The 12,814-nt window shown below is 67.5% G+C and carries 9 protein-coding genes; 6 read left to right on the plus strand and 3 right to left on the minus strand.

What is annotated here, in order from left to right; all coding sequences use genetic code 11:
* Nucleotides 1–65 precede the first annotated feature (65 nt).
* From ACLMAJ_RS01530 to ACLMAJ_RS01545, 4 genes are all read left to right on the plus strand, one after another.
* Nucleotides 66–2,357 (plus strand): carbon starvation CstA family protein, encoded by a 2,292-nt coding sequence (locus tag ACLMAJ_RS01530; RefSeq protein ID WP_412011610.1) that lies wholly within the window; start codon nucleotides 66–68, stop codon nucleotides 2,355–2,357.
* Between the two features lie 53 nt (nucleotides 2,358–2,410).
* Complete coding sequence (locus ACLMAJ_RS01535) at nucleotides 2,411–2,614, plus strand: YbdD/YjiX family protein (protein ID WP_412012012.1); 204 nt, start codon at nucleotides 2,411–2,413, stop codon at nucleotides 2,612–2,614.
* Between the two features lie 63 nt (nucleotides 2,615–2,677).
* The gene (locus ACLMAJ_RS01540) at nucleotides 2,678–4,366 is read left to right on the plus strand and encodes a DNA-3-methyladenine glycosylase 2 family protein (protein ID WP_412011611.1); all 1,689 of its coding nucleotides are present in this window, start codon (nucleotides 2,678–2,680) and stop codon (nucleotides 4,364–4,366) included.
* Nucleotides 4,367–4,406: 40 nt separating this feature from the next.
* Nucleotides 4,407–4,985 (plus strand): methylated-DNA--[protein]-cysteine S-methyltransferase, encoded by a 579-nt coding sequence (locus ACLMAJ_RS01545; protein ID WP_412011612.1) that lies wholly within the window; start codon nucleotides 4,407–4,409, stop codon nucleotides 4,983–4,985.
* Nucleotides 4,986–5,006: 21 nt separating this feature from the next.
* On the opposite strand, the gene ACLMAJ_RS01550 is transcribed toward ACLMAJ_RS01545, so the two are convergent.
* Together ACLMAJ_RS01550 and ACLMAJ_RS01555 are read right to left on the minus strand one after the other, a co-directional pair.
* Complete coding sequence (locus tag ACLMAJ_RS01550; RefSeq protein ID WP_412011613.1) at nucleotides 5,007–8,150, minus strand: AAA family ATPase; 3,144 nt, start codon at nucleotides 8,148–8,150, stop codon at nucleotides 5,007–5,009.
* An 88-nt stretch (nucleotides 8,151–8,238) separates the two neighbouring features.
* Nucleotides 8,239–9,417, minus strand: a complete 1,179-nt coding sequence (locus tag ACLMAJ_RS01555) for an exonuclease SbcCD subunit D (protein ID WP_412011614.1) — start codon at nucleotides 9,415–9,417, stop codon at nucleotides 8,239–8,241.
* A gap of 93 nt (nucleotides 9,418–9,510) precedes the next feature.
* Between ACLMAJ_RS01555 and ACLMAJ_RS01560 the strand changes: the two genes are divergently transcribed.
* Both ACLMAJ_RS01560 and ACLMAJ_RS01565 read left to right on the plus strand, forming a co-directional pair.
* The gene (locus tag ACLMAJ_RS01560; protein WP_412011615.1) at nucleotides 9,511–10,668 is read left to right on the plus strand and encodes a DNA recombination protein RmuC; all 1,158 of its coding nucleotides are present in this window, start codon (nucleotides 9,511–9,513) and stop codon (nucleotides 10,666–10,668) included.
* Nucleotides 10,669–10,726: 58 nt separating this feature from the next.
* Complete coding sequence (locus tag ACLMAJ_RS01565; RefSeq protein ID WP_412011616.1) at nucleotides 10,727–11,608, plus strand: DUF6542 domain-containing protein; 882 nt, start codon at nucleotides 10,727–10,729, stop codon at nucleotides 11,606–11,608.
* A gap of 33 nt (nucleotides 11,609–11,641) precedes the next feature.
* Here the strand turns inward: ACLMAJ_RS01565 and ACLMAJ_RS01570 are convergent, their stop codons facing one another.
* Entirely contained in the window at nucleotides 11,642–12,652 is a 1,011-nt protein-coding gene (locus tag ACLMAJ_RS01570) for a 4-hydroxy-3-methylbut-2-enyl diphosphate reductase (RefSeq protein WP_412011617.1), read from the minus strand.
* Nucleotides 12,653–12,814 lie beyond the last annotated feature (162 nt).

Raw genomic sequence — 12,814 nt, forward strand, 5'->3', positions numbered from 1 at the left:
CCGATCGGATACGTTGTCACGTGTTTCAGCTAGATCCTGCGCGTTTTACAGGAGAGATAGGGCAGATGGCGACAATCGAATATTTACGGACAGATCCCGAATTGCCGCCGGTCGGCGTCGTTGATCCTTCCCCGATAACTCCGGCCAAGAAAGCGGTGTTCGCCGCCATCGCGGTTCTCGGCGCGGTCGCGTGGGCAGTAGTCGCCATCGCGCGCGGCGAGAACGTCAATGCGGTGTGGATCGTGATCGCGGCGGTCTGTACCTATGTGATCGCCTACCAGTTCTACGCGAGGCTGATCGAATACCGGATCACCAAGCCGCGCGACGACGTGGCGACGCCCGCCGAAGAATTGGAAAACGGCAAGGACTACATGCCGATGGACCGGCGGGTGCTCTTCGGACACCACTTCGCCGCCATCGCGGGTGCCGGTCCGCTGGTCGGTCCAGTGCTCGCCGCGCAAATGGGCTACCTGCCCGGCACGATCTGGATTATCGTCGGCGTCGTTTTCGCGGGCGCGGTGCAGGACTACCTGGTGCTGTGGGCCTCCTCCAAGCGCCGCGGCCGCAGTCTCGGGCAGATGGCCCGCGACGAGCTTGGACCGATCGGCGGCGTCGCCGCGATCGTCGCGGTGCTGGTGATCATGATGATCCTGCTCGCGGTGCTCGGCATCGTCGTTGTGCAGGCACTTGCCGCGGTCAAGGGGGCGGACGGCCAACTGCACGGCGGCAGCCCCTGGGGCGTGTACTCCATCGGCATGACCATCCCGATCGCCCTTTTCATGGGTGTCTACCTGCGGTACGTGCGACCGGGTCGGGTCGGCGAGATCTCCGTGGTCGGCTTCGCCCTGTTGCTGCTCGCCATCATTTCCGGGCGCTGGGTTTCCGAATCCGGTTGGGGCCGTGACCTGTTCACCCTGTCCGGTACCACCATCGCGTGGATACTGATCCTCTACGGTTTTGTCGCCTCGGTGCTGCCGGTGTGGCTGCTGCTCGCACCGCGCGACTATCTGTCGACGTTCATGAAGATCGGCACTATCGGCCTGCTCGCCGTCGGCATCCTGATCACGATGCCGGTGCTGAAGGCTCCCGCGGTGTCACAGTTCGCGCACTCCAGCAACGGTCCGTCCTTCGCGGGCAGCCTGTTCCCGTTCCTGTTCATCACCATCGCGTGCGGCGCGCTCTCGGGATTCCATGCCCTCGTCGCCTCCGGCACCACACCCAAACTGCTGGAGAAGCAGTCGCAGGCGCGGATGATCGGCTACGGCGGCATGCTGATGGAGTCGTTCGTCGCGGTGATGGCGATTATCACCGCAAGCATCATCGACCAGCACCTGTACTTCGCGATGAACGCGGGGGCCGGGCTCACCGGCGGGACCGCCGACAAGGCTGCGGCCTACACCAACTCGCTCGGTCTGAGCGGTCCTCCGATCACCGGCGCCGAGCTCACCCAGGCGGCCACCGACGTCGGCGAGACCAGCATCATCTCGCGCACCGGTGGTGCGCCGACGCTGGCGGTCGGCATGTCCCAGGTGATGTCGGAGTTCCTCGGTGGCTCCTCCATGAAGGCGTTCTGGTACCACTTCGCGATCATGTTCGAGGCGCTGTTCATCCTCACCACGATCGATGCGGGCACCCGTGTCGCGCGCTTCATGCTGTCGGACTCGCTCGGCAACCTCGGCGGCCCTGCCAAGAAGTTCAAGGATCCGTCGTGGCGGCCAGGCGCGTGGATCTGCTCGGCCGTCGTGGTTGCCGCGTGGGGTTCGGTGTTGCTGATGGGCGTCACCGATCCGCTCGGTGGCATCTACACGCTGTTCCCGTTGTTCGGCATCTCCAACCAGCTGCTCGCGGCGATCGCCCTGACCGTCGTGCTGGCCATCCTGATCAAGAAGGGCCTGGTCAAATGGGCCTGGATCCCGGCGCTGCCGCTGATCTGGGATCTCATAGTGACCATGACGGCCTCTTGGCAGAAGATCTTCTCCGCCGATCCGAAGATCGGATACTGGAAGCAGCACAGCAATTACAGCGCGGCTCGCGACGCCGGCCAGCTGTTGGCGCCCGCCAAGACCGTCGACGACATGGACAAGATCGTGCGCAACACGTTCATCCAGGGCAGTTTGTCGATCATCTTCGCGGTGCTCGTGCTGATTGTCGCGGTGGTCGGTGCCGTGGTCTGCGTGCGTACTTGGCGCGCGGGCGGTGGTCCGAGTAGCGAATCACCGGAGGAGCCGTCGAAGATCTTCGGGCCGCGCGGGTTCATTGCCACCCCTGCGGAGAAGGAAGTGCAGAAGGAATGGGACGCCCTCGTCGAATCGGGGCAGGTCCGCGCTCCGGGCGCCGCACACGCCCGAGGGCATTGACCGCACCCGACGCCCCGCGCACCGACCGGTCCTCCCGACCGGCCGGTGCGCGGCTGCGCGCTGCGGGAACTGCCTGCGGTGCCGCGGCGCGAGGGGTCGCCTGGTGGTTCAACTCGGTCCTCGGCGGCCAGGACTACCAGCGCTACGTCGCGCACCTGCACCGCGCCCATCCCGGCTGTGAAATCCCGAGCGAACGCGAGTACTGGCGCGCCCGCCACGCCGACGCCGATCGCAACCCCACCAACCGCTGCTGCTAACCCATAGGGGTGGTGGCGGATTTCCGCTAGCACGCGACGCGGGTTACTGCCATTGTGGTTGGGGTGACGATCACGGCATTGGATTTCGAGCGCTGCTATCGAGCGGTGTCGACCAAGGACTCCCGCTTCGACGGCCAGTTCTTCACCGCGGTGCGCACCACCGGAATCTACTGCCGCCCTTCGTGTCCTGCGATCACGCCGAAGCCGACCAACGTGACCTTCCTGCATACGGCAGCGGCGGCGCAGCAGGCCGGATATCGCGCGTGCCGTCGATGCCTGCCCGATGCCGCGCCGGGATCGCCGCTCTGGAACACCCGCGCGGATCTGGCCGCTCGCGCCATGCGGTTGATCGGTGACGGTGTCATCGAACGCGGCGGGGTGCCCGCGCTCGCGGCGACGCTCGGCTATTCGCAGCGCCAGCTCACCCGGGTGCTCACCACCGAGCTCGGCGCCGGGCCGCTGGCCTTGGCGCGAGCGCACCGCGCGCACACGGCTCGACTGCTGATCCAGACCACGAGCATGCCGATGTCCGACATCGCGTTCGCGGCCGGATTCGCCAGCATTCGCCAGTTCAACGACACGGTGCGCGAGGTGTTCACGGTCAGTCCAACCATCATGCGCACCGAGGCGCAGCGCGCGACCCGCTCCGGGAACGGTCAGGTCGTACCGCCGACGAACGGTTCGCTGATACTGCGGTTGCCCTACCGCGAGCCGTTGGACCGGGCGTGGCTCGAATGGTTCCTTTCCTCGCATGTGGCGCCGGGCATGGAGCTGTGGGAGGACCGCGCGTACACGAGAAACCTGCGCACGCCGCACGGGCATGCGGCGATCCGGCTGAGCTTCCAGCGCGATCACGTGCGGGCCGAACTGGCGTTGCACGATATGCGCGACCTGGCGCCGACCGTCGCGCGACTGCGCCACCTGCTCGACCTGGACGCCGACCCGGTCGGGATCGATGAGGCGCTCGGCGTGGTCTGCGCCCCTGGCTCCGCCGAGAAGAGCCGGGCGGCCCGGCTGGACTACGAGACGGTCGCGTCACGACGAGAGAACAGCAAACACGGCAACGACACCCATGTACTACCCGACGCCGCCGACCTACCCGACGCGGGCACAACACCCGCGCAACACCCCCTCAATGTCGGCGTGCCCCCGCAGCCCACCGATCTGCGCCAGCCGTCGTTCACTCCGGGAATCCGCGTGCCCGGCTGCCTCGACGGCCCGGAATTGTTGCTGCGCACCATGATCGGGCAACAGATCTCGGTATCAGCCGCCGCGACCCACACCGCACGACTTGTCGAAGCACTCGGTGAACGAGTCGACGGACCGGTGCCGCTGCTGTTCCCCACTCCCGCGGTGATCGCCGAGCGCGGCGCGGAGGTGCTGACCGGTCCCGCACGGCGCATTCGCTCGATCGTCGGCGTCGCCGAAGCCCTTGCCGCGGGCGACCTCGCGCTGCACCAGGGCCGTACGGCGACGGACCTGCGCCGGGAACTACTGACCCTCGACGGCATCGGACCATGGACCGCCGACTACGTCACCATGCGCCTGCTCGCCGACCCGGACATCCTGCTCGACACCGACCTGGTTGTCCGACAGGGCGCCACACTGCTGGGCATCGACCTCACCGACACCTCCCGCTGGGCGCCGTGGCGCTCGTATCTGTCCATGCACCTATGGAAGGCGGCGCTGGAAGGCCGCGCCGCGAAAGCGGCCGAATCCCGTACCGGATCGAAGCCGCGCGCCAAATCTTGATCGCCCCTTTCCCTTCCGACTCGAAAGCGAGTTCCCAATCGTGTCCGCCACGATCACAATCCATCACGACACCGTCGAATCGACCACCACCACAGCCGATTTCGCAGTCGTCGACACTTCGGTAGGGCCCTTCACCGCGCTTGTCGACGCCGAGGGCGCGGTACTGGCCTCCGGCTGGACCGCCGACGCCGAGAACCTGCGCGGCCTTATCCATCCGAGCCTGCGCCCCACCGAACTGCGCCACCGCGATTCGCTCGGCGAGGTGACCCGGGCGATCACGACCTACCACGACGGTGATCTGACAGCGATCGACGACATCCCCGTCCGCCAGCAGTCCGGCGAATTCCTCATGCACGCATGGGAAGTGCTCCGCACGGTTGCGGCGGGAACCCCGATCACCTACACCGAATACGCCGCTATCTCCGGCCGCCCCGCCGCCACCCGAGCCGCCGCGAACGCTTGCGCCCGCAACGCCGCCGCCCTCTTCGTTCCGTGCCATCGCATCTTCCGCATCGGCGGCGCACTCGGCGGTTTCCGCTGGGGGCTGGATGTGAAGCGGTGGCTGCTGAACCATGAAAGTCCAACGCATCAGCTGGGACTGGGCAGTCTGACGTCCTGACCACGACGGCCTGCTCGGTTGTCAGGCGACGGTGGTTTCGAGGCGAGACCCGGCTCGGCCACGAAGGACATGCAGACGGCTGGGGATTCGTTGGCGCATCTCGTCGACATGGCTGACAACTCCGACGACTCGACCGCCGTCCCGGAGTTCATCCAACACACCCATCACCGCGTCGAGAGTGTCGGCGTCCAGGCCGCCGAAGCCCTCGTCTATGAAGAGGGTGTCCAGGACAAGGCCGCCGGACTCGGCGGCGACGGTGTCGGCGAGGCCGAGGGCCAACGAGAGTGAGGCCATGAAGGTTTCGCCGCCGGAGAGGGTTTTGGCGGGGCGGATGGCGCCGGTGTAATCGTCGCGGATGTCCAGGCCGAGGCCGCCGCGACGGCCATGCGAGCCTGCCCTGTCAGAATGGACGAATTCGTAACGGCCGCCGGACATTCGGCGCAGCCGGACCGAACCGGCCAGGGCCACCTCTTCGAGACGCGCGGCGAGTACGTATGAGCGCAACGACATTCGGCGGTTGTTCTCACCACGACCCGCGACCACCTCGGCGAGGGCAGCGAGCTCTTCATGGGCGCGCTGGACGGGGGCGATGCGCTCCACCGCGGCCCACAGTTGCCCGCCGAGACGCTCCAGCTGCGCTACCCGGCGTGTCGCTTCGGCGTGCGCGGCCACGGCGGTGTTCACTTCGGCTTGCGCGTCGGCGACCAAAGCCGCCAGCTCCGCGAGATCGCCGGGTTCGGCCGAAGCCGCCGCCTGGATATCCGGTTCTGCGAGAACGGCTTCCGCATGGCCACGCGCCCGATCGGCGGTCAGCAAGTCCGCCTCGATCTCCGCCTGACGCGGTGCGGTGCGTGCCGCCGCGGTGACCACGTGCGCGTAAGCGGTCAACATGGCCACGTCGTCGCGCACGGCGTCGGCTGGACCGGACTCCACGCCGGTGCCGGCGCTGATAACGACGCCACTTCGCCTCGGAAGCCCTGGTTGATCACCATCGAGTACGAAACCTGATGCTATCGCGAGGCTTTCGACACGGTCGGCGACGACGGTGACCTGCTCGCTGGCCGAGGCGGCCTCGGTGCGTGCGTCGCGTAGGGAGGTGGCGTCGGCGATGAGGGTGTTCAGGCGGGTGCGGCGGCGGTCGATCGTCTCGTCGGCGCCCGCGACAGTGCGCAGGCGGGCGGACAGCTCGGCCAGGCGGGCCGTGGTGGCCGCGATGCCCGCGGCGACCGTGCTTCGACGGGTGTCGGATTCGCGGAATTCGTCGTGCAGGCGGAGTTCGGCGGTGCGCAGGCGGGACAGTTCGGCGGTGAGCCCCTCGGCGCGGGCGGCCAGTTCGGCTGCGTCCTCATGGCGGTCGGTGGCGGCGCGCAGTGTGGCGGCCAGTTCTACCGGATCGGTGTCGCCGCCACGGGCGATCAGCGCCTCGATATCGCGCTCCAGGGTCGTGATGCTGGACAGGACGCGGTCGCGGGTGTCTTCGGCGGCACGTTCCGCCGCGGCCGCCGCATCCTCGGCATCCTTGGATACCGCGCTGGGAGCCGGGCGGGCGGGCGACGGATGGTCGCCGGAGCCGCACACCGTGCACGGCTGCCCGTCCGACAGCTGTCCCGCGAGTTCGGCGGCCATCCCGGCCAGCCTGCGTTCACGCAGGTCCAGCACCTGTTCCTTGGCGTCGTTGTGCGCAGTGCGGGCCACCTCGAAGTCGATCCGCGTGCGGTCGAGAGTTGTTCTGTGCCTGGCGATCGTGACCGCCGCGGTCGCGGCGGTCTGTAGGCGTTCCAACTCGGCGCTCAGCCCGGGGAGCATGGCCGTGGCCTCGGCGGCCTCACGCAGCCGGACCTCGGCGGCGGCGATCGATCCGGGGACCTGTTCGCGCAGCCGGGTCAGCTCGGATGCCCGAGAGTTCAGTGCGGCGTCCTCCTCGCGCAGACCGGACAGTTCGGCGGTCAGTGTGGTGGCGACCGCCGCATCGGCACTCACTTCGTCGAGCGCGCCGATCTGACCGCTCCAACAGCGGATGGCCGCGTCGATATCGGCGCTCGCGCCGACGATCGGCGTCGCGTCGGCACCGGTTTCGATGGCAAGCAGGTCGATCCCGGCGATGTCGGCGGCTTCGGGTGCACCGATCTCGGCAACCAATCGTGCTGCGATACGCCGCGTTTCGTCTTCTTTGCGGCGCGCGTGCATGACCGCGGTGCGTGCGTCGTCGATGGCTTCGGCAACCGGTGCGGCGCGGCGGGCCAGTTCGAGTTCGGCCTGCATGGCGGCACGGTGCTCCGCCGCCGCGGCGTAGTCGTCGAGCTGCTGACGAGCCGCCGCCATCCGACGGCGCAGCTCGTGTATGCGGCGTTGTTCCTCGGCGAGTGTTTGCAGGCGGGCCGATTCCTTTTGCCTACCTTCAACTTCCGCTGCCGCGGTGGTCGATTCGGCACGCGCGGTGGCGAGCAGATCCTGCGACCACGACACCGCCTCGAGTGTCTCAACGGATTCGGCACGGCCGAGCCCCACCGCGCCCCGAATCTCCGCGATCAGCTGATTGATGCCATCCTTGCTGTCCGCCACATCAGCGGCCGATGCCCTGCGCTTGTCCGCGAGCCACTGCTCGGCCGTGCCGAATCGCTCGGTGTCGAAAAGCCTTTCGAGCAGCTTTTCGCGTTCCTCGTTGTCCGCCCGCAGGAATCGCGCGAAATCGCCCTGCGGCAGCAGCACGACCTGGAAGAACTGGTCGGCGCTCATCCCGAGCAGCCGGATGATCTCCGCACCGATATCCGGTATGCGGGAAAGGTTCGCACCGCGCCCGTCGAGCCACTCCAGCGTCGCCTTGGCCGGATCGGTACGCACCCCGGGAGTGCCACGCAACTTGGGCCGCTCGAACGCGGGAATGCGCGTCAGCCGCACCCGCCGCCCACCCAACGTCGCTTCGAGCACCACCCGGGGCGGTGTCTGCTCCGGCGCGTGATCGGAATGCAGCCGCTTGCTCTCGCCACGCGCTCCCGGCACATCCCCATAGAGCGCGAACGCGATCGCATCGAGCACAGTCGTCTTGCCCGCCCCGGTCTGCCCATGCAGCAGAAACAGCCCATCGGCACCCAGCGCGTCGAAATCGACAACCGTCGTCTCGGCAAACGGGCCGAACGCGCTCATCTCGAGCCGGTGCAGTCTCACCCGATTTCCTCGAAGCCTGCCGTCGATGCCCACGTGAACAGGCGAGACAGCGCCCCGCGCCGCCCTCGACGGTCACGAGCAACTGTGCTCATGCGGACAATTCCTGAGCCGGGCGGCCGGCCGCCGTAACGGCATCCGGCTCGGTGACCGCCGCGGCGAGAGCTCGCTCCAGCCACTGCATTTCGCTCGACGTGGGCACGCCTCGAACATCGGAGAGGAAACTCTGCGCTACTTCGGTGTCGCGGCGGCCGTGCACGCGTTCACGATAGTGCAGCTCCGGATTTCCTTCCGGACGCGACCATTCCACGTGCACCGCGTGCGGGAACCGGTCGTGCAGCTTGCGCATGGCATCTACCGGGCGGGCGTGGTCGGTGAGGGTCGCCGAGACGTAATGGTCCTCGGCGGCGGCGTGGACGGGGTCGGTGAGCAGCTCGTCGAGGGTGCCGGTGAGCCTGCTCAGCCCGCGCACCAGCGCCAGGTCGTGGCGCTGAACCAGATGCAGCCCGGTGGCATCCAGATCGATGATCCAGACCGCTTTGCGATGGGAGTTCTCGGCGAACGAGTACGGCAGCGGCGAACCCGAGTAGCGGACCGACTCCGAGAGAATCTGCGGCGAATGCAGGTGCCCGAGCGCGACATAGTCGATGCCCTCGAACGCGGAAAGCGGCACGGTCTCCACACCGCCGACCGAGATGGAACGTTCCGAACCGGTCGCCTCACCACCGACGACGAAGGCGTGTGCCAGCACCACCGTGCGGGTGCCCGGCCGCTGTGCGATGTCGGCCCTTATCCGGCTCATAGCCGCCTCGAGGATCTCCGCGTGCGAACGTGCCTGTGGCACACCGAGTTCGGCACGGGTGATCTCCGGCTCCAGGTAGGGGATGCCATAGAAGGCGACCTCGCCGTGCGTGTCGGCCAGCAGTACCGGCCGGTCGGCGTCGGCGACGGTGGTGCGCAGATGCAGCCCGCCCGCGGCCGCGAAGCTGGCACCCGCGCCCAGCCGGGCAGGCGAATCGTGGTTGCCCGCGGTGGCGACGATCGTCGCACCGGCCGCCCGGATGGCCTCGAAACCCCGATTGCACACCGCGATCGCATCGGAGCTCGGGATGGACCTGTCGTACACGTCTCCCGGCACCACAACAACGTCCACCGACTGCGCGGCCACCAACGCCGCGATGGCAGCCAACGACCGTGCTTGGTCGGCAAGCAGATCGACCCCATGGAACGTGCGACCGATGTGCCAATCCGAGGTGTGCAGCATCCGCATTCGCGAAACCGTAGGCGAACCTACCGACAGACTTCAATCGGTCGCTGCGTGGCGGCCGGGGTCTTGTCGGTGTGGTGCGGCACTATCGGCGCTATGACCGCACCGATGCTTGTCGCACTGATGCTGGTGTTCGCCGCCGGGGTCGGCCTCGGCTGGCTCGGGCATGCGGCGCGCGCCGGTCATCGGGCGACGGCCGCGGAGGCGAGACTGTCGGCGGCCACCGATAACGAGCGGCTGCTTCGGCAATCGCTGAACGCGGCGAATGAGGATGCGGCGCGTCGGCATTCGCATGCAATCGGCGCCATGGTCGATCCGCTGCGCGAGGCGGTCGGCACATTGAACCAGCACATCCAGCAGGTCGAGCATCACCGCATCAATGCCTATTCCAGCCTGCGCGAACAGGTTGCGGGTATGCAGCGCACCTCCCATCAGCTCACCACTCAGACCAGTCAGCTCGTCGCGGCACTGCGCGCGCCTCAGGTGCGCGGGCGGTGGGGCGAGATCCAGTTGGAGCGGGTGGTGGAGCTGGCCGGGATGAGCAGGCACTGCGATTTCGACACACAGGTGACAAAGGCTTCGCGCGGCGATGGGACTTCCGAGCGGACCGCCATGGTCCGACCGGACCTGGTTGTCCACCTCGCCGGCAACCGGCAGATCGTCGTCGACGCGAAGGTGCCGTTCACCGCCTATCTCGACGCGACCATGGCCGAGGACCCCGATGTGCGCGCCGAACTGCTCGGCAGGCATGCCAAGCATCTGCGCGCCCACATCGACCAACTGGCGGACAAGGCGTACTGGACCGCCTTCGATCCGACTCCGGAGTTCGTGGTGTTGTTCGTGCCAGGCGATCCATTCCTCGACGCCGGATTGACCACGGATTCCGGGCTGCTCGAGTACGCGTTCGGCCGCAACGTGATTCTCGCAACGCCGACCACATTGATCGCGTTGCTGCGCACGATCGCGTTCAGCTGGCGGCAGGAGGCACTGTCCCGCGACATGGCAACCGTTCAGCAATTGGGTAAGGAGTTGTACGCCCGACTCGGTATGACCGGCAAGCATCTGGACCGGCTCGGCGCGCAACTCGGTAAGGCCGTCGAAGCTTTCAACTACACCGTCGCCTCCGTGGAGTCACGAGTGATGGTCACCGCACGCAAACTGCACGACCTGGAAATGGCCGAGCAAGAGGTTCCAGCAATCCACCGGGTGGATTCCTGGCCGCGCGCTGTGGGCTTCGCCGACGCCGACGATTAGCCCGAGCAACCGCCGTGCCGTAACGCCCCCGCGCGTGGCGGCGGTTAGTGTTCATGGCGTGGCTGCTTCCCAACGTGTGATAACCCGGGTGCCCGCGCCGCAGCGCTCGATACTGCCGTCGGTTCCGGGTATCCCGGCCGGCGCGGCGGTCTCGATCGCGGTCGCCTGCGCGTTTCTGGGGTTCCTTATCGATGCCAGCGGCGAAAGCGGCGACCTGACCGGCACATTTGCCACGCTGTATGTTGTCGGCTGCGTCGTCGCCGTCGTGGCGGTGCGCTACCGCGGGCTGTTCACCGCGATGGTGCTGCCGCCGCTGCTGTTGTTCGTCTCGGTGCCGCTGGCCTACCAGCAGCTGACGGGGCGCGATTCGTCCTCGATCAAAGACATCCTGCTCAACCTGGCGATCCCACTGGTGAACAGGTTCCCGACGATGGCGCTGGCCACGGTGCTGGTCCTGGCGATCGGTGCCGGTCGGATCCTGCTACATCGGCGCGAGGCGGCCGCCGAGCGCACCGAGGATGCCAGACGCGGCACGAGCTGGGGCCGCAGCGCGACAAACCGCCCACGCGCGGATAAGTCGGAGAGCGCCGGACTGGCCGAGTCCGCTCGACGCAAGACCAAGCGCGCCAAGGCCGAACCCGAGGGCGAAGAACAGTCGCCGCGACTGCGCAGGCGCGCCACCGGGCGGGTAGCCGATACCCCGCCGCGGGTTACTGCCGCCGAAGAACCCGATGCCGACGAACGCCCCACCGCCAAGTACCCCCGCGGCGCACGTGGCCCAGCCCGCGCTGCCGCCGCGACGCCACACTCCAGCGTCGAGCCGACCCGCAGGTCCGGTACCCGCGCACGCACCGAGATGCCACCGCATCCACAGCCCAATGTCCGCTACCGCGAACGCGATTCGAGCCGGACCGAACGGCGCAAGCCGGAAAATCTGTAAGACGACCAGCGCCGAACCCAGGGGGCTCGGTGGTCAGCCCCGAGCGGTACGCAACTCACGCGGCAACGAGAACACCAACGTCTCGTTGGCCGTGGTAACCGGCTGCACATCGGCGAAGCCGTGCTCCTCCAGCATGTCGAGCACACCGCGGACCAGGATTTCCGGCACCGAGGCGCCGGAGGTGATACCGACCGTCCGCACGCCTTCCAGCCAGGCAGTATCCACTTCGCGGGCGTAGTCGACCAGGTAGGAGGCCTTGGCCCCGGCACCGAGCGCCACCTCGACAAGCCGCACCGAGTTGGACGAATTACGCGAGCCGACGACGATCACCAGATCGCACTCGGGCGCCATCGCCTTGACCGCGACCTGACGGTTCTGGGTGGCGTAGCAGATGTCGTCGCTCGGCGGATCCTGTAGGGAGGGGAACCGCTCGCGCAGTCGCTTGACTGTCTCCATCGTCTCGTCGACGCTGAGCGTGGTCTGCGACAGCCAGATCACCTTGGACTCGTCGCGCACTGTGACGCGATCCACCGAATCGGGACCGTCCACCAGCTGCACATGATCGGGAGCCTCCCCCGCGGTGCCCTCGACTTCTTCGTGGCCTTCGTGACCGATCAGCAGAATGTCGTAGTCGTCGCGGGCGAAACGCTTTGCTTCCTGATGCACCTTGGTCACCAGCGGGCATGTCGCGTCGATGGTGTGCAGACTGCGCGCCGCCGCCGACTCGTGCACCGCGGGTGAGACGCCGTGCGCGGAGAACACCACGACCGCGCCCTCCGGCACCTCGTCGGTCTCGTCGACGAAGATGACGCCCTGCTCACGCAGGGTTTCCACGACGTGCCGGTTGTGCACGATCTCCTTGCGCACGTAGATCGGCGCACCGTGCTTCTCTAGGCTCTTCTCGACCGTTTCCACCGCGCGGTCGACGCCGGCGCAGTACCCACGAGGCTCCGCGAGTAGCACCCGCTTTCGGCCGTCGGCATCGACAGATCCGGAACCGGCCGAGCGGGCGATTCCGAGGTTCAGGGATATGGCCGAAGACATGCCGAACAGCTTACGTGCGCCGGATGAATCCAGAGCGGCCGGTCGCCGCCGTGACACCGTGATGCGGAGCGATGCGAGCGACGTACCGACATCCGTCCGGGACGAATCGGCCGCAATGATGCCGAGTTCTTTGCGCCATGGTGCTTGGTTCTTTGCATAACA

This window comes from Nocardia arseniciresistens, from assembly GCF_046764875.1.
Taxonomy (GTDB): Bacteria; Actinomycetota; Actinomycetes; order Mycobacteriales; family Mycobacteriaceae; genus Nocardia; species Nocardia arseniciresistens.

Coding starts and splice junctions, on each gene's coding strand:
- ACLMAJ_RS01530 (WP_412011610.1), top strand. CDS start 66: ATGGCGACAATCGAATATTTACGGACAGATCCCGAATTGCCGCCGGTC.
- ACLMAJ_RS01555 (WP_412011614.1), bottom strand. CDS start 9,417: ATGCGGATGCTGCACACCTCGGATTGGCACATCGGTCGCACGTTCCAT.
- ACLMAJ_RS01560 (WP_412011615.1), top strand. CDS start 9,511: ATGACCGCACCGATGCTTGTCGCACTGATGCTGGTGTTCGCCGCCGGG.
- ACLMAJ_RS01570 (WP_412011617.1), bottom strand. CDS start 12,652: ATGTCTTCGGCCATATCCCTGAACCTCGGAATCGCCCGCTCGGCCGGT.